Raw genomic sequence first — 25611 nt, forward strand, 5'->3', positions numbered from 1 at the left:
CTTTAAGTGAAAACCTGAAATCAGCATCGGACATCAACGTTATTTCCTCAAGGGCAGATTAATTTCTGCCCTTTTTTATTGTTCCTGTTCTGTGCATCCCATCACAAATTCCTCGTTTTTTTAATCTATGCATTTAGTAGCGTTTTGTGAGCCTGTTCAAATCTGCCCATTTTGCCCATCTGGCGGCAATTTACTTTAAGTAAAACATGCATACTATGAGCACATGTTTAAATATGAACACATGTTTAAACGTTATTTGCAGTACCTATATTCTTGTGGATTGACAGAGTTGGTAATTTTTTACCAGGGGACGTACTATGCGCGAAAAGGAATATGTCGTAATTATAGGTTCGGCGAATATTGATGTCGCCGGATATTCACATGAATCATTAAATTATGCGGATTCAAATCCAGGGAAAATAAAATTTACTCCTGGTGGAGTAGGGCGCAATATCGCGCAAAATCTGGCGTTGCTGGGGAACAAAGTCTGGCTACTTAGCGCTGTAGGCAGTGATTTTTATGGCCAATCGCTCCTGACGCAAACCAATCAATCCGGTGTTTATGTCGATAAATGCCTGATTGTGCCAGGGGAAAATACCTCGAGCTATTTATCATTGCTCGATAATACCGGTGAAATGCTGGTTGCTATAAATGACATGAATATTAGCAACTGTATTTCTGCGGAATATCTCGCACAGCACCGTGAATTTATCCAGGGAGCAAAGGTCATTGTCGCTGACTGTAATATCAGTGAAGAGGCGTTGGTCTGGATTCTGGATAATGCCGCCGACGTACCTGTATTTGTCGATCCGGTTTCGGCCTGGAAATGCGTCAAAGTGCGCGACCGTCTAAGTCAGATCCACACCCTGAAGCCAAACCGTCTTGAAGCGGAAACCCTGAGCGGGATTGCGCTGTCAGGGCGTGAAGATGTCGCAAAAGTTGCCGCCTGGTTCCATCAACATGGCCTGAACCGCCTGGTACTGAGTATGGGCGGAGACGGTGTTTACTACAGTGAAATCGGCGGTGAAAACGGCTGGTCTGCACCGATTAAAACCAATGTCATTAATGTTACCGGAGCGGGCGATGCCATGATGGCAGGTCTTGCTTCGTGTTGGGTCGACGGAATGCCGTTTGCCGAATCTGTTCGTTTTGCACAGGGATGTTCGTCAATGGCGCTCTCCTGTGAATACACCAATAACCCAAATTTATCGATTGCCAACGTTATATCGTTAGTGGAGAACGCAGAATGTCTGAATTAAAAATTTCCCCTGAATTATTACAAATTTCCCCGGAAGTTCAGGATGCTTTAAAAAGCAAAAAACCAGTAGTTGCGCTGGAATCGACCATTATCTCTCACGGTATGCCGTTTCCACAAAATGCCCAGACGGCAATTGAAGTAGAAGAAACTATTCGTAAACAGGGCGCTGTACCTGCCACTATCGCCATTATTGGTGGCGTGATGAAAGTGGGGTTAAGCAAAGAAGAAATTGAATTGCTGGGTCGTGAAGGACATAACGTAACCAAAGTTAGCCGTCGCGATTTACCTTTTGTTGTTGCGGCTGGGAAAAATGGCGCAACCACCGTCGCATCAACGATGATTATTGCGGCGCTTGCCGGAATTAAAGTATTTGCCACCGGTGGTATTGGCGGTGTGCATCGCGGGGCGGAACATACCTTCGATATTTCTGCCGATTTGCAAGAACTGGCAAATACCAATGTCACCGTTGTTTGTGCCGGGGCGAAATCTATTCTCGATTTAGGCTTAACTACCGAATATTTAGAAACTTTCGGTGTACCGCTAATTGGCTATCAGACCAAAGCGCTGCCTGCGTTTTTCTGCCGCACCAGCCCGTTTGACGTCAGCATTCGTCTCGACAGTGCCACAGAAATTGCCCGTGCGATGGCGGTGAAATGGCAAAGCGGGCTGAACGGTGGCCTGGTGGTAGCGAACCCGATCCCGGAACAGTTTGCTATGCCGGAACACACTATCAATGCGGCGATCGATCAGGCGGTAGCTGAAGCTGAAGCGCAGGGTGTTATTGGTAAAGAAAGTACGCCGTTCTTGCTGGCGCGCGTTGCTGAACTGACCGGCGGTGACAGCCTGAAATCCAACATCCAGCTGGTGTTCAACAACGCCATTCTGGCGAGTGAAATTGCCAAAGAATACCAGCGTCTCGCGGGTTAATTTCTGACGGGCAGAAAGCCGTCGCCCGTACTGATCATACATACCGAAACCTGGCGCTGACGCCGGGTTTACTGGCATGAAGGGAAAATCATTATGGATATAATGAGAAGTGTTGTGGGGATGGTGGTGTTACTGGCAATAGCATTTGTGTTGTCGGTGAATAAAAAGAGCATCAGTTTGCGCACGGTTGGAGCCGCGCTGCTGCTGCAAATCGCTATTGGTGGCATCATGCTCTATTTTCCGCCGGGAAAATGGGCAGTAGAACAGGCGGCATTAGGCGTTCATAAAGTGATGTCTTACAGTGATGCCGGTAGCGCCTTCATTTTTGGTTCGCTGGTTGGGCCGAAAATGGATGTTCTCTTTGATGGCGCAGGCTTTATCTTCGCCTTTCGTGTACTTCCGGCGATTATCTTCGTTACCGCGCTCATTAGCCTGCTTTATTACATTGGCGTGATGGGGCTGCTGATTCGCATTCTTGGCAGTATTTTCCAGAAAGCCCTTAACATCAGCAAAATCGAATCTTTTGTTGCAGTTACCACTATTTTCCTCGGGCAAAACGAGATCCCGGCGATCGTAAAACCGTTTATCGATCGTATGAATCGCAACGAGCTGTTTACCGCAATTTGTAGCGGGATGGCGTCCATTGCTGGTTCGATGATGATTGGTTATGCCGGAATGGGCGTGCCGATTGACTACCTGTTAGCGGCATCGCTGATGGCTATCCCCGGCGGTATTTTGTTTGCGCGTATTCTTAGCCCAGCAACCGAGCCTTCGCAGGTGACATTTGAAAACCTGTCGTTCAGCGAAACGCCGCCAAAAAGCTTTATCGAAGCGGCGGCGAGCGGTGCGATGACCGGGCTGAAAATCGCCGCGGGTGTGGCGACGGTGGTAATGGCGTTTGTCGCAATTATTGCGCTGATCAACGGCATTATCGGCGGAATTGGCGGCTGGTTTGGTTTCGCCAATGCTTCTCTGGAAAGTATTTTTGGCTATGTGCTGGCGCCACTGGCGTGGATCATGGGGGTAGACTGGAGCGATGCTAACCTTGCGGGTAGCCTGATTGGGCAGAAACTGGCGATAAACGAATTTGTTGCTTACCTGAGTTTTTCACCATACCTGCAAACGGGCGGCACGCTGGAAGTGAAAACCATTGCGATTATCTCCTTTGCGCTTTGTGGTTTTGCTAACTTTGGTTCTATCGGCGTTGTCGTTGGGGCGTTTTCGGCTATTTCGCCAAAACGTGCTCCGGAAATCGCCCAGCTTGGTTTACGGGCGCTGGCAGCAGCGACGCTTTCCAACCTGATGAGTGCGACTATTGCCGGGTTCTTTCTTGGGCTGGCGTAATGCTCGATTTATAGTCCGGATAAGACGTATCCGGCAATCGCACTATTGCCAATAATTTTTACTGCATCATCCCGGAGAATTTATTCTCCGGGTCCATTTCCAGCGCCAACCCTAACAGCTGCTTTCTGTTTTTAATTAAATATCCTTTCTGACTTTTAATTAATAAACCGTCGTGAATGAATTGCGCGAGAACATATAACAGGTGCCGATAAGAAACACCCAAATACTCTGCCGCTTGTGTGTGTTTTTCGTGATAAAGATCACCTTCTTGCGAGAGTAATATAAATGCTGCCAGGCGATTCACTAACGGAAATGATTGGTTCTGCGTTAGAGATACAATATTACGATAATTTTTATGACTTAAGGTGACGCAGAGTTTTCGTAAAAATAGCGTGTCGTTTAATAACAGTGGACGGTAATGTTTCATAGGGAGCGCAATACACCAACACTCTTCAATAGCCTGTACCGCACGCGGTTCATGATCTTTGTCGATTAACTCAATCTCGCCAATAAAACAGGGCGCGGCAAAGAAATCAATCAGCGACACGCGACCATTAGCAAACGTGGCGTAAAGTCTGGCACGGCCTCGCGTCAGGTAAAACAGCCAGGACGGCTGTTGCCCTTCCTGCACAATGTAGTCACGCGCTAAAAAATGAAACAACCGCGTATCGGCTGAAACATCCGTTGAAAAGCAATCCTTAAACGCGGATTCACTCATCAATTGCTGCTTAAGATCATTATTGTGGATTTCTTTCACGATGTTTATCCGCTATGAGATTTCTCATATTTAGCATACGTACGCTGTTGTTAAGATTCAATCATCGGCCCGGTCGAATTTTCTTTGCTGTAGAAAAAATAACGCAACTGGAAACAGAGGAAATAAACAATGGAAAAGAGAAAAATTATTCTGGATTGTGATCCGGGTCATGATGATGCTATTGCCATAATGATGGCTGCGAAACATCCGGCGATTGATTTATTAGGTATCACTATTGTGGCGGGTAATCAGACGCTTGATAAAACATTAATTAATGGCCTGAATGTTTGCCAGAAACTGGAGATTAATGTTCCGGTTTATGCGGGGATGCCGCAGCCCATTATGCGTCAACAAATTGTTGCCGATAATATTCACGGTGAAACCGGACTGGATGGCCCGGTATTCGAGCCGCTAACCCGCCAGGCAGAAAGTACTCATGCGGTGAAATATATCATTGATACCCTGATGGCAAGCGATGGCGATATCACTCTGGTGCCGGTTGGTCCGTTGTCAAACATCGCGGTGGCAATGCGCATGCAACCCGCAATCCTGCCCAAAATCCGTGAAATTGTACTGATGGGCGGCGCTTACGGTACTGGCAACTTTACGCCATCCGCCGAGTTCAACATCTTTGCTGACCCGGAAGCCGCACGCGTGGTGTTCACCTCCGGCGTTCCGTTGGTGATGATGGGCCTCGATCTTACCAACCAGACCGTTTGCACCCCGGACGTGATTGCGCGGATGGAAAGGGCTGGCGGCCCTGCCGGAGAGCTGTTCAGCGACATCATGAACTTCACTCTCAAAACCCAGTTCGAAAACTATGGCCTGGCTGGCGGCCCGGTGCACGACGCCACCTGCATCGGTTATCTGATTAACCCTGATGGCATTAAAACCCAGGAGATGTACGTCGAAGTAGACGTTAACAGTCGCCCTTGCTATGGGCGTACCGTCTGCGACGAGCTGGGCGTTCTTGGCAAGCCTGCTAATACCAAAGTCGGCATCACTATTGATACCGACTGGTTCTGGGGATTAGTCGAAGAGTGCGTGCGCGGCTACATCAAAACCCATTAAGTGTTGATAACAAGCCGGGCCAGTATCGCAAAGTGCAGGCCCGGCTATTTCTGATGGGCAGAAAGCCGTCGCCCAAAATGACATGAAGAGATAATCACTATGGATGTCATGAGAAGTGTTCTGGGAATGGTGGTATTGCTGACGATTGCGTTTTTACTGTCAGTAAACAAGAAGAAGATCAGCCTGCGTACCGTTGGCGCGGCGTTAGTATTACAGGTCGTGATTGGCGGCATTATGCTTTGGTTACCGCCAGGGCGTTGGGTCGCTGAAAAAGTCGCTTTTGGCGTCCATAAAGTGATGGCGTACAGCGACGCGGGTAGCGCATTTATCTTCGGTTCTCTGGTCGGACCGAAAATGGACACCTTATTTGATGGCGCAGGATTTATCTTTGGTTTCAGGGTATTACCGGCAATTATCTTCGTCACTGCACTGGTGAGTATTCTCTACTACATCGGTGTGATGGGGATTTTAATTCGCATTCTCGGCGGTATATTCCAGAAAGCATTAAATATCAGCAAGATTGAGTCATTTGTCGCGGTCACTACCATTTTCCTCGGGCAAAACGAAATTCCGGCGATTGTGAAGCCTTTTATCGATCGTCTGAATCGCAATGAGCTGTTTACAGCTATTTGCAGCGGGATGGCCTCAATTGCTGGTTCGACAATGATTGGTTACGCTGCACTGGGCGTACCTGTGGAATATCTGCTGGCGGCATCATTAATGGCGATCCCCGGCGGGATCTTGTTTGCCCGCCTGCTAAGCCCGGCTACGGAATCTTCGCAGGTTTCCTTTAATAACCTCTCTTTCACCGAAACACCGCCAAAAAGCATTATTGAAGCAGCAGCGACCGGGGCGATGACCGGGTTGAAAATCGCTGCGGGTGTGGCAACAGTGGTGATGGCATTTGTTGCCATCATTGCGTTAATTAACGGTATTATCGGCGGCGTTGGCGGCTGGTTTGGTTTTGAGCAAGCCTCGCTGGAGTCCATTTTAGGTTATCTGCTGGCCCCGCTGGCGTGGGTGATGGGTGTTGACTGGAGTGATGCAAATCTTGCCGGGAGTTTGATTGGGCAGAAGCTGGCGATCAATGAATTTGTCGCTTATCTCAATTTCTCGCCATATCTGCAAACGGGTGGCTCTCTGGATGCTAAAACCGTGGCGATTATTTCTTTTGCGCTGTGCGGTTTCGCTAACTTTGGTTCTATCGGGGTAGTGGTAGGGGCATTTTCTGCGGTTGCGCCACACCGTGCGCCGGAAATTGCCCAGCTTGGTTTACGGGCGCTGGCGGCGGCGACGCTTTCCAACCTGATGAGTGCGACCATTGCCGGGTTCTTTATTGGTTTAGCGTAGTGCGCGATTTATGAGCCGGATAAGACGCGTTAAGCGTCGCATCCGGCAACATTGTTACACCATTGGCACTAATGAAAGCGCGTTATCGGCAGACAGGGTAGGGTTGTTTAAGCTGCCGCTGGCGCGCGAAATTGCCGCGCAGGCCATCGCAAAACGGGCGCTATCATGGAAACTGCTTCCTTCCAGAAAGCTATACACCAGGCCCGCCATAAAACCATCGTCAGCACCAAAACTGTCTACCGTCGTATGCGTTGGCGCAGTCAGCAAAAATTGTTCACCATCCTTTTCGCTGCAATAAACTGACTCATCGGGCAAATAAACAAACAGTTGCTGAACACCTTGCTGATGCAACGCATTCACTGCGGCATTACGGTCAGCATCGCTGGTGATCGCCTGTCCCCATAAAATTTCCAGTTCCTGTAAAGTGGGTTTCAGGGTGTGAATATGCGCCAGCCAGTGTTTGATTTTGCCCGCTTTGAATTCTGAAACGGTATCGACAAACACCGGGATTTCATCAGCGAGGGTAAAGACCCACTCCAGCGCCTCGGCTGTCAGGTTGCAATCAGCCAGCACCACGCCCGCATGACGAAGTAAATCGCGAGACCCGTTCAGTAGTTGCGGTGTCAACTGTTCCAACAGATGGGTATCGTTAATCGCCAGCACGGTTTCATCGTCTCGATTGGCAATTGCCAGATACGTCGATGTGCTTTGGCCGTGTAAACGAACGCAGCCGGAGACATTCACGCCGGCGCGGCGCGTCTCTTCCAGGAGCATTTCGCCATAAAAGTCATCGCCAATCACCGAGAGTAAATGGACGTCGCGGCCTAACAGCGCCAGATTATGGGCAATGTTGCGCCCAACGCCGCCCGCCGAGCAATGAATCGTACCGGGATTAGAGGCCGCTTGCGGATAACGGATATCCGCCATCCCGCGAATATCCATATTGATTGTTCCCACCACCACGCAATATTCCTGCTCGGTGAGAATGTAACCTTTGCCTTTAATCCGCCCTTTGCGCATTAAATCCATAATATGCGCCGCTACGCGCGAACGGCTAATTTGCAGCATATCCGCAATTTCATTCTGCTGAATCAGCGGGTTACGCCGTAAAATTGCAAGGATTTCCTTCTCCCGGTTGTTCATTTTCAGGCTACCGCTTTTTCAGTTTGTTGCGCTTTCAGCCAGGCGATCTCTTCTGCCCAGATATCCGGGTTGATAGTTTCGAGGATCAGCGGAATGCCGTCGAAACGGCCGTCCTGCATGATCCAGCGGAACGCATCATGACCGATATTGCCTTCACCGAGGCTATGATGGCGGTCAACGCGGCTGCCAAAGGTGCTTTTCGCATCGTTAAGGTGCATCCCGCGCAGATATTTAAAGCCGACAATACGGGCAAAATCCGCGAATGTTTTCTCGCATTCGGCTGGAGTACGCAAACCATACCCGGCAGCGAAAGCATGGCAGGTATCAATGCAGACGCCGACGCGGGATTTATCTTCCACACCGTCGATAATCGCTGCGAGATGTTCGAATTTAAATCCAAGGTTGCTGCCCTGACCGGCGGTATTTTCAATCACCGCGGTTACACCTTGTGTTTTATCCAGTGCAATGTTGATGGATTCGGCAATACGCGCAAGGCAATCCTCTTCTGAAATCTGCATCAGATGGCTGCCAGGGTGGAAGTTGAGCAAAGAAAGCCCCAGCTGTTCGCAACGCTGCATTTCATCTATAAAGGCATCGCGCGATTTTTCCAGAGCTTCAGCGACCGGATGTCCGAGGTTAATCAGATAACTGTCGTGGGGAAGAATTTGCGCCGACGTGTAGTGATATTTTTCACAGGCGGCTTTGAATTCATCGATGGTTTGCGTCGTGAGCGGTGCGGCACGCCACTGACGTTGGTTTTTGGTGAACAAGGCAAACGCGGTTGCGTCGATTTCGGCGGCGCGAATTGCGGCATTTGCCAGACCGCCAGCAGCACTAACGTGCGCTCCAATGTATTTCATGCGAGGACTCCTGTTAAACCCGCTGGAGGAAAACGGTAATGATAGCGGGTTAACAGGAGCAAGATGTAGTGGTTTATGCGATGACGCTTTGAATCACATAGTTAATCGCACCACCACCAACAATCAGCCAGGCAAACAGTACCAGTGCCATCAGCAGAGGTTTCGCCCCGGCTTTTTTCAGCGCGCTGACGTGAGTGGTCAGACCCAGCGCCGCCATCGCCATTGCCAGCAGGAAGGTATCCAGCGTTACCAGCATGTTCACCACGCTCTGCGGTAACAGGTGGAACGAGTTAAAGATGGCAACTACGATGAACAAGATGGCAAACCACGGAATAGTGATTTTGCTTTTCTCGCCGCTGTTCGCCCCAGACAGCTGTTTAACACGCGCCGCCAGCAGGATGAGGAACGGAGCCAGCATCATCACGCGCAGCATTTTGGAAATAACTGCTGCGTTTTCTGCATCCGGGCTGATGGCATGACCTGCCGCCACCACCTGCGCCACTTCGTGCACAGTAGAACCAATGTAGATACCGAAAGTTTCCGGGCTAAACCATTGAGACATCAGCGGATATATCGCCGGGTAGAGGAAAATCGCGACGGTCCCGAAGATAACAACGGTTGCAACAGCCACGGTTACTTTACTGGCTTCCGCTTTCACTACCGGCTCAGTCGCCAGTACCGCTGCAGCACCACAGATACTGCTACCGGCACCGATCAACCAGCTGGTGTGCTTATCCAGACCAAACACTTTCTGCCCCAGGAAGCAAGCCAGCAGGAAGGTACTGGACAGCGTCAGCACGTCAATGATGATCCCACTGATACCGACATCGGCAATTTGCGAGAACGTCAGACGGAAGCCATAAAGAATGATACCCAGACGTAATAAATATTGCTTGGCAAACAGCACGCCACCGTCACAGCTTTTCCAGATGTGCGGATAGATGGTGTTGCCTAAAACCATCCCCAACAAGATTGCGAGGGTGAGGGCACTAAACCCGGCACCCGCAATCGCGGGAATGGAACCACCCCACAGGGCGACCCCGGTGATAACTGCACTCAGGGCTAACCCCGGAATAAAATGCCACAGTGTACGATGTTGTTTCTGTAAGGTGATATTCGTCATAACCCTCTCCTTTAACCGGGCATAAGGTTACGACTAACTGGTTTAAAAATAAAATTGATTATATATTTATAATTAATCTTTATAAGTGGTAAGCGACTATGCACATCACCCTCCGGCAGTTGGAAGTTTTTGCAGAAGTATTGAAAAGTGGATCAACCACCCAGGCGTCGGTGATGCTGGCGTTGTCGCAATCAGCAGTGAGCGCAGCCTTGACCGACCTGGAAGGGCAGCTTGGCGTGCAACTGTTTGATCGCGTGGGGAAAAGACTGGTTGTTAATGAACACGGGCGGCTGCTCTATCCGCGTGCGTTGGCACTGCTTGAACAGGCGATTGAAATCGAACAACTGTTTCGCGAAGACAACGGCGCGATTCGTGTCTATGCCAGTAGTACCATCGGTAACTACATTCTGCCTGCAGTCATCGCCCGGTATCGCCATGATTATCCGCAGTTGCCGATTGAACTGAGCGTTGGGAACAGCCAGGACGTGATGCAAGCGGTGCTGGATTTCCGCGTTGATATTGGCTTTATTGAAGGACCGTGCCACAGCACTGAAATCATTTCTGAACCGTGGCTGGAAGACGAGCTGGTGGTTTTCGCCGCGCCGACTTCGCCGCTGGCTCGTGGTCCGGTCACTTTAGAACAGCTGGCCGCTGCGCCGTGGATCCTGCGTGAACGCGGTTCCGGCACGCGGGAGATCGTCGATTATCTGTTACTGTCGCATTTACCGAAGTTTGAGATGGCGATGGAATTAGGTAACTCCGAGGCAATCAAACATGCGGTGCGTCATGGGTTGGGAATCAGTTGCCTGTCGCGAAGGGTCATTGAAGATCAATTGCAGGCTGGCACATTAAGTGAAGTTGCTGTCCCTCTGCCGCGCCTGATGCGTACGTTGTGGCGTATACATCATCGGCAGAAACACCTTTCCAACGCGTTACGGCGCTTTCTGGAGTACTGCGATTCCTCCACTTTGCCGCGTTAATCCGTTGTACAGAAACCTACGGGGGCTGTGTCGATTTTGTGACGCAGCACCACCGGTATACATTCGCCAGAAAAGAGATTGGTTGCTTTACTTATAATCCCTGGGCGATCATGAAGGTGTCTTATAAAAGCGTATTTCTACCGGAAGGATTGCAAATCGTCTGCTACAATCGCGCCTCATTTTTAAGATGGATAGCATTTTCGTATGGTTTCCGAAACTAAAACCACAGAAGCGCCGGGCTTACGCCGTGAATTAAAGGCGCGTCACCTGACGATGATTGCCATTGGCGGTTCCATCGGTACGGGTCTTTTTGTTGCCTCTGGCGCAACGATCTCTCAGGCAGGTCCAGGTGGGGCGCTGCTCTCGTATATTCTGATCGGCCTGATGGTTTACTTCCTGATGACCAGTCTTGGTGAACTGGCGGCATATATGCCGGTTTCTGGTTCCTTTGCCACTTACGGTCAGAACTATGTTGAAGAAGGCTTTGGCTTCGCGCTGGGCTGGAACTACTGGTACAACTGGGCGGTTACTATCGCCGTTGACCTGGTGGCCGCTCAGTTGGTCATGAGCTGGTGGTTCCCGGACACCCCGGGTTGGATCTGGAGTGCGCTGTTCCTCGGCGTTATCTTCCTCCTGAACTACATTTCAGTTCGTGGCTTTGGCGAGGCGGAATACTGGTTCTCACTGATCAAAGTCACTACGGTCATTGTCTTTATCATCGTCGGCGTGATGATGATTATCGGCATCTTCAAAGGCGCACAGCCTGCGGGCTGGAGCAACTGGACGATTGGCGAAGCACCATTTGCTGGTGGTTTTGCGGCGATGATCGGTGTGGCAATGATTGTCGGCTTCTCTTTCCAGGGAACCGAGCTGATCGGTATTGCTGCAGGCGAGTCCGAAGAACCGGCGAAAAACATTCCACGCGCGGTACGTCAGGTGTTCTGGCGAATCCTGCTGTTCTATGTGTTCGCAATCCTGATCATCAGCCTGATCATTCCATACACCGATCCGAGCCTGCTGCGTAACGATGTTAAAGACATCAGCGTCAGCCCGTTCACCCTGGTGTTCCAGCATGCGGGTCTGCTCTCTGCGGCGGCGGTGATGAACGCGGTTATTCTGACGGCGGTGCTGTCAGCGGGTAACTCCGGTATGTATGCGTCTACTCGTATGCTGTACACCCTGGCGTGTGACGGTAAAGCGCCGCGCATTTTCGCTAAATTGTCGCGTGGTGGCGTACCGCGTAACGCGCTGTATGCGACCACGGTAATTGCGGGTCTGTGCTTCCTGACCTCCATGTTTGGTAACCAGACGGTATACCTGTGGCTGCTGAACACCTCCGGTATGACAGGCTTTATCGCCTGGCTGGGAATTGCGATCAGCCATTATCGTTTCCGTCGCGGTTATGTGCTGCAGGGGCATGATATTAACGATCTGCCGTACCGTTCAGGCTTCTTCCCGCTGGGACCGATCTTCGCTTTTGTGCTGTGCCTGATTATCACTCTGGGCCAGAACTACGAAGCGTTCCTGAAAGACACTATCGACTGGGGTGGCGTAGCGGCAACCTATATTGGCATCCCGCTGTTCCTTATGATCTGGTTTGGCTATAAGTTGATTAAAGGAACCCACTTCGTACGCTACAGCGAAATGAAGTTCCCGCAGAACGATAAGAAATAAGTTTTACCCCTTCCTTAATAAAGCCCTCTCAACCGAGAGGGCTTTTTCTTTTCCTTAGTATTCATACGGATATAAAATTTAACATTTGGATTGATAATTGTTATCGTTTGCATTATCGTTACGCCGAAATCAAAAAAGGCTGACAAATCAGAGGCTGTTCAGGCTTTTGGGATGATCACCTGCATACAAAAAAGTCTACCGCGATGCTGCCGTACGCAAGGGGACATGAAGAAGATGTGAGCGATAACCCATTTTATTTTCGTAGTTACCTCATGGAGATATGGAATGTTTAGGTTGAACCCTTTCGTACGGGTCGGGCTGTGTTTGTCTGCAGTTTCATGTGCATGGCCTGTGTTAGCGGTTGATGATGATGGCGAAACGATGGTAGTCACGGCATCTTCCGTTGAACAAAACCTCAAAGATGCGCCCGCCAGTATCAGTGTCATTACCCAGCAAGATTTGCAACGTAAACCAGTGCAAAATTTGAAGGATGTCCTCAAAGAAGTGCCGGGCGTACAACTGACTAACGAAGGGGACAACCGTAAGGGCGTCAGTATTCGTGGTCTGGATAGCAGCTACACCCTGATTCTTGTCGATGGTAAACGTGTTAACTCGCGCAATGCCGTCTTCCGCCATAATGACTTTGACCTGAACTGGATCCCTGTCGATTCCATCGAACGTATTGAAGTGGTCCGTGGCCCGATGTCTTCACTGTATGGTTCCGATGCGCTCGGCGGCGTGGTGAACATCATCACCAAAAAAATCGGCCAGAAATGGTCAGGCACTGTAACGGTAGATATCACCATTCAGGAACATCGCGATCGCGGTGACACCTACAACGGCCAGTTCTTCACGAGTGGACCGCTGATTGACGGCGTGCTGGGAATGAAAGCTTACGGTAGCCTGGCAAAACGTGAAAAGGATGACCCGCAGAGTTCCTCTACTACCGACACGGGAGAAACGCCGCGTATTGAAGGATTCTCCAGTCGCGACGGCAATGTCGAATTTGCCTGGACGCCGAATCAAAATCACGATTTTACCGCTGGTTACGGTTTTGACCGCCAGGATCGCGATTCTGACTCGCTGGACAAAAACCGCCTCGAACGCCAGAACTACTCCGTAAGCCATAATGGGCGCTGGGATTACGGCACCAGCGAACTGAAATATTATGGTGAGAAAGTCGAGAACAAAAACCCAGGCAACAGTAGCCCGATTACTTCCGAAAGTAACACGGTCGATGGTAAATACACGCTGCCGCTGACGGCTATCAATCAGTTTGTCACGGTGGGTGGTGAATGGCGCCACGACAAACTTAGCGATGCGGTGAACCTGACCGGTGGCACCAGCACTAAAACGTCCGCCAGTCAGTACGCGCTGTTTGTGGAAGATGAATGGCGGATCTTCGAGCCGCTGGCGCTGACGACCGGCGTGCGTATGGACGATCACGAAACCTACGGCGAACACTGGAGTCCGCGTGCCTATCTGGTCTATAACGCCACCGACACCGTAACGGTGAAAGGGGGCTGGGCGACGGCTTTTAAAGCGCCTTCGTTATTACAACTTAGCCCCGACTGGACGAGCAATTCCTGCCGTGGCGCATGCAAGATTATTGGTAGCCCGGACCTGAAACCAGAAACCAGCGAAAGTTGGGAGCTGGGGCTTTACTACATGGGCGAAGAAGGTTGGTTGGAAGGCGTTGAATCCAGTGTGACCGTCTTTCGCAATGATGTGAAAGATCGTATTAGCATCAGCCGTACATCTGACGTCAATGCTGCGCCGGGTTACCAAAACTTTGTTGGTTTTGAAACGGGGGCAAACGGTCGACGTATACCGGTGTTCAGTTACTACAACGTCAATAAAGCACGTATCCAGGGCGTGGAAACCGAACTGAAAATTCCGTTCAACGATGAATGGAAGCTGTCACTCAACTACACCTACAACGATGGACGCGATGTCAGCAACGGTGAAAACAAACCACTTTCCGATCTGCCGTTCCATACCGCTAACGGTACGCTGGACTGGAAACCGCTGGCGCTGGAAGACTGGTCATTCTATGTTTCTGGTCACTATACCGGGCAGAAACGAGCCGACAGCGCCACGGCTAAAACACCGGGCGGTTATACCATCTGGAATACCGGCGCGGCCTGGCAGGTGACTAAAGACGTCAAACTGCGCGCAGGCGTGCTGAACCTTGGCGACAAGGATCTCAGTCGTGACGACTACAGCTATAACGAAGACGGACGTCGTTACTTTATGGCTGTGGATTATCGCTTCTGATGAGGAGATGCCCGGCGAACCGGGCGAACTTTCACTTCAGTAGATACTGCGCATGGAAGCGCAGATGATCCTCTATAAAAGAAGCAATGAAGTAGTAACTGTGATCATAACCAGGTTGAATACGTAGCGTCATCGGCCACGCTTTCTGGCGCGCGGCTTCTGCCAGTACTGCAGGTTGCAGTTGGTCAGCAAGAAACTGATCATTATCACCCTGATCAATAAGCGTCGGGATCGCATCTTGCGCATGACTGGCATACATCAGCGCGCAACTGTCCCATTCCAGCCATGCATTTTTGTCCTCACCTAAATAGGTGCTAAACGCTTTGATTCCCCACGGGACGCAGCACGGATTCACAATCGGCGCAAAGGCGGAAACGCTGGTGTATTTGCCCGGATTTTTCAGCGCCATAATCAATGCGCCATGACCCCCCATCGAATGACCACTAATAGCACAGCGATCGCTGACGTTAAATTGCGATTGAATCAGCGTCGGTAATTCATCGCGCAGATAATCATACATCCGGTAATGCGTCGCCCACGGCGGTTGCGTGGCGTTGAGATAAAACCCCGCACCCTGGCCTAAATCGTAGCCATCATCGTTAGCAATCTGTTCGCCGCGCGGGCTGGTGTCTGGCATCACCAGTACAATCCCTAGTTCTGCCGCTACGCGCTGAGCGCCTGCTTTGGTGGTGAAGTTCTCGTCATTGCAGGTTAAACCTGAAAGCCAGTACAGCACCGGCGGAGGGGCGTTGTCGCGGGGCGGTGGGAGAAAGATGCTGAACGTCATCGGGCAATTTAAGGTACTGGAGTCGTGCCGCCAGCGTTGCTGCCAGCCTTCAAAACAGCGGTGCTCTTCGAGCATTTCCATGCGTGGCTCCTTGTTGTGTTGTTTGCATTTTAGTCATCATACCGTTTATTCAATGCGCTGTGAGTAACTTTCACTTCCGCATATGCATAACGATGTTTTAACATCTAACGCTGAAAGGCAGCGGCAATTACAATAATTATCGCTGTGAATACTGGATTATGTGCGCCACCTCACGCACAATAATCGGGCTGCTAATCAGCTTAATAACTTTGCCCCCACGCAGGGCGGAGGCGTCACACCTGCAGGAGAAAACATAAATGCCATCACTCAGTAAAGAAGCGGCCCTGGTTCATGAAGCGTTAGTTGCGCGAGGACTGGAAACACCGCTGCGCCCGCCCGTGCATGAAATGGATAACGAAACGCGCAAAAGCCTTATCGCCGGTCATATGACTGAAATCATGCAGCTATTGAATCTCGACCTCGCTGATGACAGTTTGATGGAAACGCCGCATCGCATCGCTAAAATGTATGTCGATGAAATTTTCTCCGGTCTGGATTACGCCAATTTCCCGAAAATCACCCTCATTGAAAACAAAATGAAGGTCGATGAAATGGTCACCGTGCGTGATATCACCCTGACCAGCACCTGCGAGCACCATTTTGTCACTATCGATGGCAAAGCGACGGTAGCCTATATCCCGAAAGATTCGGTGATCGGCCTGTCGAAAATTAACCGCATCGTGCAGTTCTTTGCCCAGCGCCCGCAGGTGCAGGAACGTCTGACTCAGCAAATCCTCATTGCGCTGCAAACGCTGCTGGGGACCAATAACGTGGCTGTCTCCATCGACGCGGTGCATTACTGCGTGAAAGCGCGTGGCATCCGCGATGCAACCAGCGCCACGACAACGACCTCCCTCGGTGGTTTGTTCAAATCCAGTCAGAATACGCGGCACGAGTTTCTGCGCGCTGTGCGTCATCACAACTGATTAAAAGGCAGGAACCATGGAGCGCAACGTCACGCTCGATTTTGTTCGCGGCGTCGCCATTCTGGGGATCCTGCTATTAAACATCAGCGCCTTTGGGCTACCAAAGGCGGCTTATCTCAATCCCGCCTGGTACGGCGCTATTACGCCGCAGGATGCATGGACCTGGGCATTTCTCGATCTCATCGGCCAGGTGAAATTCCTCACGCTTTTTGCGCTGTTGTTTGGCGCGGGCCTGCAAATGTTGCTGCCGCGCGGCAGACGCTGGATCCAGTCGCGGTTAACACTGTTAGTCTTGCTGGGCTTTATTCACGGTTTATTGTTCTGGGACGGCGATATCCTGCTGGCTTACGGATTGGTGGGCTTAATCAGTTGGCGACTGGTGCGTGATGCGCCATCGGTAAAAAGTTTATTTAATACTGGCGTGATGCTGTATCTGGTGGGGATTGGCGTTTTGCTGTTGCTGGGGTTGATTTCTGACAGCCAGACCAGCCGCGCCTGGACGCCAGATGCATCGGCCATTTTGTATGAAAAATACTGGAAACTTCATGGTGGCGTTGAAGCGATCAGTAACCGTGCCGATGGCGTAGGCAACAGTTTACTGGCACTGGGCGCGCAGTATGGCTGGCAACTGGCAGGGATGATGTTAATTGGCGCTGCGCTGATGCGTAGCGGCTGGCTGAAAGGGCGGTTCAGCTTACGTCACTATCGTCGTACCGGTTTTGTGCTGGTGGCAATTGGTGTGCTGATTAACCTTCCTGCTATCGCACTGCAATGGCGGCTGGACTGGGCGTATCGCTGGTGTGCCTTCTTACTTCAAATGCCGCGTGAACTTAGCGCGCCGTTTCAGGCAATTGGCTATGCGTCGCTGTTTTATGGCTTTTGGCCGCAATTAAGCCGCTTCAGGCTGGTGCTGGCAATCGCCTGCGTCGGACGGATGGCGCTAACCAATTATCTACTGCAAACGCTGATTTGTACCACGCTGTTTTACCACCTCGGTTTGTTTATGCAGTTTGACCGCCTGGAGTTGCTGGCGTTTGTCGTTCCGGTATGGCTGGCGAACCTGCTTTTCTCTGTTATCTGGCTGCGTTACTTCCGTCAGGGGCCGGTGGAATGGCTCTGGCGTCAGTTAACCTTGCGCGCTGCCGGACCTGCATTATCTAAAACATCCAGATAACGATCTGGATCACATTCATTAACAAAACGGCTGTAACCGTTTCCATTGCTGTGACTCGATTCACGAAGTCCTGTATTCAGTGCTGACAAAATAGCCGCCAGCAAGCAGTAACCTACTGCATTCTCATAACAGGTAGTGAATATGATCACCATTCGTGATGTAGCGCGTCAGGCTGGCGTCTCTGTGGCAACGGTTTCCCGGGTGCTCAATAACAGCACGCTGGTAAGTGCCGACACGCGTGAAGCAGTTATGAAAGCGGTGAGTGAGTTGGATTATCGGCCAAATGCCAATGCACAGGCGCTGGCAACTCAGATGAGCGATACCATCGGTGTGGTGGTCATGGATGTTTCAGATGCATTTTTCGGCGCATTGGTTAAAGCCGTCGATCTCGTTGCCCAGCAACATCAGAAATATGTGTTGATTGGCAATAGCTATCATGAAGCGGAAAAAGAGCGTCACGCCATTGAGGTGTTAATTCGCCAGCGTTGTAACGCGTTGATTGTTCATTCAAAGGCGTTAAGTGACGACGAGCTGGCGCAATTTATGGACAACATTCCCGGCATGGTGCTCATCAATCGGGTTGTGCCAGGCTATGCCCATCGCTGTGTTTGTCTGGATAATATCAGCGGTGCCAGAATGGCGACGCGCATGTTGTTGAATAACGGTCATCAACGTATCGGCTATCTCTCTTCCAGCCACAGCATTGAAGATGACGCAATGCGTAAAGCGGGCTGGATAAGCGCGCTGAAAGAGCAGGATATTGTTCCGCCGGAAAGCTGGATTGGCACGGGTACGCCAGATATGCCAGGCGGCGAGGCGGCGATGGTTGAACTACTCGGGCGCAATCTACAACTTACGGCTGTATTTGCCTATAACGACAATATGGCCGCAGGCGCTCTGACGGCATTAAAAGATAATGGCATTGCGATTCCGTTACATCTCTCAATCATTGGTTTCGATGATATCCCCATTGCTCGTTACACCGACCCGCAATTAACGACTGTGCGTTACCCCATTGCTTCGATGGCAAAATTAGCCACGGAACTGGCCTTGCAGGGGGCAGCAGGCAACATTGATCCGCGTGCCAGCCACTGTTTTATGCCGACGTTAGTGCGCCGCCATTCTGTCGCAATACGCCAGAATGCGGCGGCGATCACTAACTGAGCAAATCAGGGGATGTAACCGCTTTCAATTTGTGAGTGATTTCACAGTATGTTAACAATGTGGTAGCTATGATTGCACCGTTTTAACGTTGTAACTTGTATGTAACAGCGAATAATCGCTTTTATCGAGGTTATGGCGTCATAACAACAATTAGAGCCGTTTTATGGAGCGTTACCGGGCATGGACGAACGGATTTTTAAAAATGAGCTTCGGCGTTCAGTAACACTTCATTAACCATACTGGCCCGCCGAGCATTTATCTCAAGCACTACCCTGCATAAGAAAAACCGGAGATACCATGAATAAGAAGGTGTTAACCCTGTCTGCTGTGATGGCCAGCATGTTATTCGGCGCCGCTGCACACGCTGCTGATACCCGTATTGGTGTGACGATTTATAAATATGACGATAATTTTATGTCTGTTGTGCGTAAGGCTATCGAACAGGATGCGAAAGCAGCACCAGACGTCCAGTTGCTGATGAATGATTCACAGAATGACCAGTCCAAGCAGAACGATCAGATTGACGTGCTGTTGGCGAAAGGGGTGAAGGCGCTGGCAATCAACCTGGTTGACCCGGCAGCTGCGGGTACGGTGATTGAGAAAGCGCGCGGGCAAAACGTGCCGGTGGTTTTCTTCAACAAAGAACCTTCCCGTAAGGCACTGGATAGCTACGACAAAGCCTACTACGTTGGTACTGACTCCAAAGAGTCCGGCATTATCCAGGGCGATCTGATTGCTAAACACTGGGCGGCGAATCAGGGGTGGGATCTGAACAAAGACGGTCAGATTCAGTTCGTACTGCTGAAAGGCGAGCCGGGCCATCCGGATGCAGAAGCACGCACCACTTACGTGATTAAAGAGCTGAACGATAAAGGCATCAAAACTGAACAGTTACAGTTAGATACCGCTATGTGGGACACTGCTCAGGCGAAAGATAAGATGGACGCCTGGCTGTCTGGCCCGAACGCCAACAAAATCGAAGTGGTTATTGCTAACAACGATGCGATGGCAATGGGTGCGGTTGAAGCGCTGAAAGCACACAACAAGTCCAGCATTCCGGTGTTTGGCGTCGATGCGCTGCCAGAAGCTCTGGCGCTGGTGAAATCCGGTGCGCTGGCGGGTACCGTACTGAATGATGCCAACAACCAGGCGAAAGCGACTTTTGATCTGGCGAAAAACCTGGCCGATGGCAAGGGCGCCGCTGACGGCACCAACTGGAAAATCGACAACAAAGTGGTTCGCGTACCTTATGTTGGCGTAGACAAAGATAACCTGGCTGAATTCAGCAAGAAATAAGACTGAACGGGCGCAATAGTTTATTGCGCCCTTATTGTATGACCAACAAGGTAAAATTATATGGTCAGCTCAACGACTCCGTCATCAGGTGAATACTTGTTGGAAATGAGCGGTATCAACAAGTCTTTTCCTGGTGTTAAGGCACTTGATAACGTTAATTTAAAAGTCCGACCACACTCTATCCATGCGTTAATGGGGGAAAACGGTGCGGGAAAATCAACATTATTAAAATGCCTGTTTGGTATTTATCAAAAAGATTCCGGCACCATTTTATTCCAGGGTAAAGAGATCGATTTTCATTCTGCCAAAGAAGCACTGGAAAATGGTATTTCGATGGTACACCAGGAGTTAAACCTGGTATTACAACGTTCGGTGATGGACAACATGTGGCTGGGGCGATATCCCACCAAAGGCATGTTTGTTGATCAGGACAAAATGTACCGTGAAACTAAAGCGATTTTTGATGAACTGGATATTGATATCGATCCGCGTGCGCGCGTCGGTACATTATCTGTTTCGCAAATGCAGATGATCGAAATTGCTAAAGCGTTTTCCTATAACGCGAAAATTGTGATTATGGATGAACCGACTTCTTCGTTAACCGAAAAAGAGGTCAATCATCTGTTTACTATTATTCGTAAATTAAAAGAACGCGGCTGCGGTATTGTCTATATCTCGCATAAAATGGAAGAGATTTTCCAGTTATGTGATGAAGTCACCGTATTGCGCGACGGTCAGTGGATCGCTACCGAACCGCTGGAAGGGCTGACGATGGACAAGATCATCGCCATGATGGTTGGTCGTTCTCTTAACCAGCGTTTCCCGGATAAAGAAAACAAGCCGGGCGAAGTGATCCTCGAAGTGCGTAACCTGACGTCACTACGCCAGCCATCGATTCGCGATGTGTCGTTTGACCTGCATAAAGGGGAGATCCTCGGTATTGCCGGGCTGGTGGGGGCGAAACGTACCGATATTGTTGAGACGTTATTTGGCATTCGCGAGAAATCTGCAGGCACCATTACGTTGCACGGCAAAAAGATCAATAACCATAATGCCAACGAAGCCATAAACCACGGATTCGCGTTGGTAACTGAAGAACGCCGTTCAACGGGAATTTATGCCTATCTGGATATTGGCTTTAACTCATTAATTTCCAATATTCGCAACTACAAAAATAAAGTTGGCTTGTTGGATAACTCGCGGATGAAAAGCGATACCCAGTGGGTGATTGATTCGATGCGGGTAAAAACGCCAGGGCATCGGACGCAAATTGGTTCGCTCTCAGGTGGTAATCAGCAAAAGGTGATTATTGGTCGCTGGCTGCTAACGCAACCAGAAATATTAATGCTCGACGAACCGACGCGCGGTATTGATGTTGGAGCGAAGTTTGAAATTTATCAGTTAATTGCCGAACTGGCGAAGAAAGGCAAGGGGATTATTATTATCTCATCTGAAATGCCAGAGTTGTTAGGGATAACAGACCGTATTCTGGTTATGAGCAATGGCCTCGTTTCCGGAATTGTCGATACAAAAACAACAACGCAAAACGAAATTCTGCGTCTTGCGTCTTTGCACCTTTAAGATTAGGGGCTTCCCATGAGTGCGTTAAATAAGAAAAGTTTTCTTACTTACCTGAAAGAGGGCGGTATTTACGTCGTTCTTTTAGTTTTGCTGGCCATTATTATTTTCCAGGACCCAACATTTTTAAGTCTGTTGAACTTAAGTAATATTCTCACCCAGTCATCGGTGCGTATTATTATCGCGCTCGGCGTGGCAGGGTTAATTGTCACCCAGGGGACTGACCTTTCTGCTGGTCGTCAGGTAGGGCTGGCGGCAGTGGTAGCAGCGACGTTATTGCAGTCGATGGATAACGCTAACAAAGTGTTTCCGGAAATGGCGACGATGCCGATTGCGCTGGTTATTCTGATTGTCTGTGCCATTGGTGCGGTGATCGGTTTGATCAACGGGCTGATTATCGCCTATCTCAACGTAACGCCATTCATAACCACTCTCGGCACGATGATCATCGTTTATGGCATTAACTCGCTCTATTACGACTTTGTTGGAGCGTCGCCTATTTCTGGTTTTGACAGTGGTTTCTCCACTTTTGCCCAGGGATTTATTGCGCTGGGGAGTTTCCGTCTCTCTTACATCACCTTCTACGCCCTGATTGCGGTGGCATTCGTCTGGGTGCTGTGGAACAAAACCCGTTTTGGTAAGAACATTTTTGCCATTGGCGGTAACCCGGAAGCGGCGAAAGTTTCTGGTGTCAACGTCGGCCTGAACCTGCTGATGATCTACGCGTTGTCTGGCGTGTTCTATGCCTTCGGCGGGATGTTAGAAGCCGGACGTATCGGCTCTGCCACCAACAACCTCGGCTTCATGTATGAGCTGGATGCTATCGCGGCGTGCGTGGTGGGCGGCGTATCGTTCAGCGGCGGTGTGGGGACGGTGATTGGCGTGGTGACCGGGGTAATTATCTTTACGGTCATCAACTATGGCCTGACGTACATCGGCGTAAACCCGTACTGGCAGTACATCATCAAAGGGGCGATTATTATCTTCGCCGTGGCGCTGGATTCACTGAAATACGCACGTAAGAAGTGATGTGATTGTGGGTATTGCCGGATGCAACGCTGGCGCGTTTTATCCGGCCTACAATGAGCACAACATACTGATTTATATGGTTTTGTAGGCCGGATAAGGCGTTCACGCCGTATCCGGCGACAGGAGCCAAATGCCGGATGAAATGCTGGTTTTACAACGTTACCGGGTGTTCTTTCTCTCCCTTCTTAAACTTCACTTCCCCGAGATCGATACAACCCACCGGGCAAACATGACCGCAAAGCAAACAACCAACGCATTTTTCGGTATTACAATGCGGCGTGCGCGTTTTCTCGTTCCATTCCATCGCCTGATGACCGCCGTCGTAACAGGAAATGTAACAGCGCCCACAGCCAACACATTTATCAAGATTGATACGGGGATAGACGATATAGCTGCGGTCTAAATCTTCTGCCGGAACAATATTATGATTCGCCAGACCTACCATCTTCTGCAACGAATCAAATCCCTGATCGGCAAGGTAATGCGACAACCCGCTCGCCATATCTTCCACTATCCGATATCCGTACTGCATAATGCCGGTGGTCACCTGCAAGGTTGCCGCGCCGAGCAATAAAAACTCCGCCGCATCTTCCCAGGTTTCAATACCGCCGATACCGCTGATCGGGAAATCGCGCAGCTCTGGATGCGTGCGCATTTGCTGAATAAAGCGCAGGGCGATCGGTTTCACCGCTTTACCGGAATAACCGGAAATACTCGATTTACCGTTGACGATCGGCATACCAATTTTCTGATTAAGATCGATATTGGTGATGGATTTGACGGTGTTAATCGCTGCAATGCCATCTGCGCCGCCGTGCTTCGCCGCCAGCGCCACTTCGCACATATCACCGATATTCGGCGTCATCTTCGCCAGCATTGGCAGCGTGGAACCACGTTTCACTGCCCGACAATATTTTTCTACCAGCTCCGGGCTTTGCCCGACATCGCTACCCATCGCATGGGAGGTCATCTGCGGACAGGAGAAGTTACACTCGATCATATCGGCGCCAGCTTCTTGCACCAGACGCGCCAGATCTTCCCATTGCTGCTCATTTTCCCCCATAATCGAAGCGATCAATATTTTGTCCGGGTAATCTTCTTTCAGCCGACGCAGGGCGGCCAGATTCTCCTCCAGGGGATGTTCAGCAATCTGCTCCATATTTTTGAAGCCGATAAAACCGGTATCTTCTTTCACCAGATGATCAAAACGCGGTGAGACTTCATTAGCGATAAAAAAGCCGATCGTTTTGAACACCACGCCACCCCAGCCGGTGTCGTAGGCTTTGGCGCACATCTCGTAGCAATTGCCAACCGGTGAAGAAGAGAGGCAGAACGGGTTGGGAAACTTCACGCCGCAAAAGGTAATAGAAAGATCTTTCGTTAACATGAGCAAGCTCCCTCTAAATAGTGATGGATCGCCTCGGCGGCTTCTTTCCCGGTTTTCACTGCATAAACCACGGTTTTGTCACCCTCAACAATATCGCCAGCGGCAAACAGTTGCGGGTCGCGGGTCTGGTAATTTTGCGTTTCGATGGTGTTACGCTGCGGAGCCAGCGCCGCAAACGTGGCAAGTTCGGCATGTTGGCCTACAGCGAGAATAATTTTGTCCGCCGCCATCGTCAGTTCGCCCAGTAAACGAACATGTTTAAACGTCACTTTATTGCCGTCTACAGCCACTGGCGTAAAGCCATCGATAATCGATACCCCCAATTTCTGAGCGCTGGTGAACTCTTTCTTGCTTGCCGGAAACTCATCTAACTCTTCACGCGCAACGCAGGTCACCGCCTGGCAACCAAGAACTTTCAGCGTGCTGGCAACGTCCATCGCGACATCGCCGCCGCCAATAATTAATGCGCTCTGTGGGATGCTGATATTGCCCTGCGCCTGTCGTGCACGTTGCAAGAAGTCGACGGCAATCTCAACGTCGCTATGTTCAAACAGCGGCAGACCAGAACCGCTCGATAACCCCACGGTGACCAGTACCGCTCGGTTTTCCGCTTTCAATTGTTCCAGCGTGAGTGTTTTACCAATCTCGCAATTGCACTTTATGGTCACCCCCATTTTTTCGATACGGGTGATTTCTGCATCCAGCACTGATTGCGGCAAACGAAATTGCGGAATGCCATTACGCAGCCAACCACCTGGCTGTGCTTCTTTTTCATAAATCGTGACGTCGTATCCCCGGTTGGTCAGTGTCACACTCGCTTGTAGCCCGGCAGGGCCTGCACCAATAATCGCCACTTTGCCGAGCGTTTTACTGCCGGGCTGATAAATCTCCATTCCGGTTTGCTGTTCGAAATCAGTAACAAAACGCTGTAAGCGGCCAATATCAATCGGGTCGTCGACACCGGCACGTGTACAACCTCGCTGGCATAATTTTTCCGTAGGGCATACTCTGGCGCAAACGGCACCGAGCGCGTTATTTTCGCGAATTGTCTCGGCAGCACCTTTAAAATTACGAAAATAAATTGAGCGAATAAATTTTCCCGGATCGGTTTGCGCCGGGCAAGCCTGACTACAGGGCGCGTCGTGACATAATAAACAGCGAGAGGCTTCTTTAATCGCCAGTAAAGGCGTAAAAGCCGGAGTGAGTTCATCCAGATAATTTTGTTGCGGCATGTGATCTTCCTTAATGCTATAGGTAATTAAGGCGAGCGTTTAGTCAATAATAATGTACTGATATTAAGGCTAAGCGTGCGGGGAAATTTAAACTGTGAAAGGATTCACAAATAGCTGCGGTTAAGAATGTGATATCCGCAGCTTATCAGGTGAAGTAATAATTATTCTCAATAATTAACTGGAGAGAGGAATA

At 50.2% G+C, this 25611-nt stretch carries 21 protein-coding genes; 14 read left to right on the top strand and 7 right to left on the bottom strand.

Annotation, left to right across the window (positions count from 1 at the left end):
- The first annotated feature begins 317 nt into the window (after window positions 1-317).
- The 3 genes from AACU94_RS05520 to AACU94_RS05530 all read left to right on the top strand — a co-directional run bounded on the left by AACU94_RS05520 (window position 318) and on the right by AACU94_RS05530 (window position 3529).
- Entirely contained in the window at window positions 318-1259 is a 942-nt protein-coding gene (locus tag AACU94_RS05520) for a pseudouridine kinase (protein WP_130221881.1), read from the top strand.
- The gene (gene psuG, locus AACU94_RS05525; protein ID WP_135489071.1) at window positions 1247-2185 is read left to right on the top strand and encodes a pseudouridine-5'-phosphate glycosidase; all 939 of its coding nucleotides are present in this window, start codon (window positions 1247-1249) and stop codon (window positions 2183-2185) included. The genes AACU94_RS05520 and psuG overlap by 13 nt, the downstream gene beginning before the upstream one ends.
- A gap of 93 nt (window positions 2186-2278) precedes the next feature.
- Window positions 2279-3529, top strand: a complete 1251-nt coding sequence (locus AACU94_RS05530) for a NupC/NupG family nucleoside CNT transporter (RefSeq protein WP_130221879.1) — start codon at window positions 2279-2281, stop codon at window positions 3527-3529.
- Between the two features lie 58 nt (window positions 3530-3587).
- Here the strand turns inward: AACU94_RS05530 and AACU94_RS05535 are convergent, their stop codons facing one another.
- On the bottom strand, window positions 3588-4286 hold the full coding sequence (locus tag AACU94_RS05535) for a transcriptional regulator YeiL (RefSeq protein WP_135489072.1): 699 nt from the start codon (window positions 4284-4286) through the stop codon (window positions 3588-3590).
- A 129-nt stretch (window positions 4287-4415) separates the two neighbouring features.
- On the opposite strand from AACU94_RS05535, the gene rihB reads away from it, so the two are divergent.
- Together rihB and AACU94_RS05545 are read left to right on the top strand one after the other, a co-directional pair.
- Window positions 4416-5357, top strand: coding sequence for a ribosylpyrimidine nucleosidase (rihB, locus tag AACU94_RS05540; RefSeq protein WP_135489073.1), 942 nt, complete (start codon window positions 4416-4418; stop codon window positions 5355-5357).
- Window positions 5358-5456: 99 nt separating this feature from the next.
- Window positions 5457-6707, top strand: coding sequence for a NupC/NupG family nucleoside CNT transporter (locus AACU94_RS05545; protein WP_135404852.1), 1251 nt, complete (start codon window positions 5457-5459; stop codon window positions 6705-6707).
- A 54-nt stretch (window positions 6708-6761) separates the two neighbouring features.
- Here the strand turns inward: AACU94_RS05545 and AACU94_RS05550 are convergent, their stop codons facing one another.
- The 3 genes from AACU94_RS05550 to AACU94_RS05560 all read right to left on the bottom strand — a co-directional run bounded on the left by AACU94_RS05550 (window position 6762) and on the right by AACU94_RS05560 (window position 9833).
- Window positions 6762-7850: a sugar kinase gene (locus AACU94_RS05550; protein WP_130221878.1), complete on the bottom strand. Its 1089-nt coding sequence runs from the start codon at window positions 7848-7850 to the stop codon at window positions 6762-6764.
- 2 nt (window positions 7851-7852) lie between these two features.
- The gene (nfo, locus tag AACU94_RS05555; RefSeq protein ID WP_135489074.1) at window positions 7853-8710 is read right to left on the bottom strand and encodes a deoxyribonuclease IV; all 858 of its coding nucleotides are present in this window, start codon (window positions 8708-8710) and stop codon (window positions 7853-7855) included.
- 73 nt (window positions 8711-8783) lie between these two features.
- Window positions 8784-9833, bottom strand: coding sequence for a YeiH family protein (locus tag AACU94_RS05560; protein ID WP_000182044.1), 1050 nt, complete (start codon window positions 9831-9833; stop codon window positions 8784-8786).
- A gap of 98 nt (window positions 9834-9931) precedes the next feature.
- On the opposite strand from AACU94_RS05560, the gene yieE reads away from it, so the two are divergent.
- The 3 genes from yieE to cirA all read left to right on the top strand — a co-directional run bounded on the left by yieE (window position 9932) and on the right by cirA (window position 14764).
- Window positions 9932-10813, top strand: coding sequence for a DNA-binding transcriptional regulator YeiE (gene yieE, locus AACU94_RS05565; protein WP_130207074.1), 882 nt, complete (start codon window positions 9932-9934; stop codon window positions 10811-10813).
- A gap of 204 nt (window positions 10814-11017) precedes the next feature.
- The gene (gene lysP, locus AACU94_RS05570) at window positions 11018-12487 is read left to right on the top strand and encodes a lysine-specific permease (protein ID WP_130207072.1); all 1470 of its coding nucleotides are present in this window, start codon (window positions 11018-11020) and stop codon (window positions 12485-12487) included.
- Between the two features lie 285 nt (window positions 12488-12772).
- Window positions 12773-14764 carry a catecholate siderophore receptor CirA gene (gene cirA, locus AACU94_RS05575; protein ID WP_135489075.1) on the top strand — a complete coding sequence of 664 codons (1992 nt, stop codon included), beginning with the start codon at window positions 12773-12775 and terminating at the stop codon, window positions 14762-14764.
- Between the two features lie 31 nt (window positions 14765-14795).
- Here cirA and yeiG read toward each other — a convergent pair whose 3' ends face one another.
- Window positions 14796-15632, bottom strand: a complete 837-nt coding sequence (gene yeiG, locus AACU94_RS05580; RefSeq protein ID WP_135489076.1) for an S-formylglutathione hydrolase — start codon at window positions 15630-15632, stop codon at window positions 14796-14798.
- A 257-nt stretch (window positions 15633-15889) separates the two neighbouring features.
- Here yeiG and folE point away from each other — a divergent pair, with 257 nt between their 5' ends.
- The 6 genes from folE to mglC all read left to right on the top strand — a co-directional run bounded on the left by folE (window position 15890) and on the right by mglC (window position 22799).
- Window positions 15890-16558: a GTP cyclohydrolase I FolE gene (gene folE / locus AACU94_RS05585; protein WP_001139613.1), complete on the top strand. Its 669-nt coding sequence runs from the start codon at window positions 15890-15892 to the stop codon at window positions 16556-16558.
- A gap of 16 nt (window positions 16559-16574) precedes the next feature.
- Window positions 16575-17732, top strand: a complete 1158-nt coding sequence (gene yeiB, locus AACU94_RS05590) for a DUF418 domain-containing protein YeiB (protein WP_135489077.1) — start codon at window positions 16575-16577, stop codon at window positions 17730-17732.
- Between the two features lie 141 nt (window positions 17733-17873).
- Window positions 17874-18896, top strand: coding sequence for an HTH-type transcriptional regulator GalS (gene galS, locus AACU94_RS05595; RefSeq protein ID WP_135489078.1), 1023 nt, complete (start codon window positions 17874-17876; stop codon window positions 18894-18896).
- Between the two features lie 297 nt (window positions 18897-19193).
- Complete coding sequence (mglB, locus tag AACU94_RS05600; protein ID WP_001036964.1) at window positions 19194-20192, top strand: galactose/glucose ABC transporter substrate-binding protein MglB; 999 nt, start codon at window positions 19194-19196, stop codon at window positions 20190-20192.
- Window positions 20193-20252: 60 nt separating this feature from the next.
- Entirely contained in the window at window positions 20253-21773 is a 1521-nt protein-coding gene (gene mglA, locus AACU94_RS05605; protein ID WP_130221873.1) for a galactose/methyl galactoside ABC transporter ATP-binding protein MglA, read from the top strand.
- A gap of 15 nt (window positions 21774-21788) precedes the next feature.
- Entirely contained in the window at window positions 21789-22799 is a 1011-nt protein-coding gene (gene mglC, locus AACU94_RS05610) for a galactose/methyl galactoside ABC transporter permease MglC (RefSeq protein ID WP_001275110.1), read from the top strand.
- Between the two features lie 151 nt (window positions 22800-22950).
- Here mglC and preA read toward each other — a convergent pair whose 3' ends face one another.
- Together preA and preT are read right to left on the bottom strand one after the other, a co-directional pair.
- Window positions 22951-24186 carry an NAD-dependent dihydropyrimidine dehydrogenase subunit PreA gene (gene preA, locus AACU94_RS05615; RefSeq protein ID WP_135489079.1) on the bottom strand — a complete coding sequence of 412 codons (1236 nt, stop codon included), beginning with the start codon at window positions 24184-24186 and terminating at the stop codon, window positions 22951-22953.
- The gene (gene preT, locus AACU94_RS05620; RefSeq protein WP_135489080.1) at window positions 24180-25418 is read right to left on the bottom strand and encodes an NAD-dependent dihydropyrimidine dehydrogenase subunit PreT; all 1239 of its coding nucleotides are present in this window, start codon (window positions 25416-25418) and stop codon (window positions 24180-24182) included. Before preT ends, preA begins: the two co-directional genes overlap by 7 nt.
- Window positions 25419-25611 lie beyond the last annotated feature (193 nt).

This window comes from Escherichia sp. E4702 (genome assembly GCF_963883545.1).
In the GTDB taxonomy this organism is placed as follows: domain Bacteria; phylum Pseudomonadota; class Gammaproteobacteria; order Enterobacterales; family Enterobacteriaceae; genus Escherichia.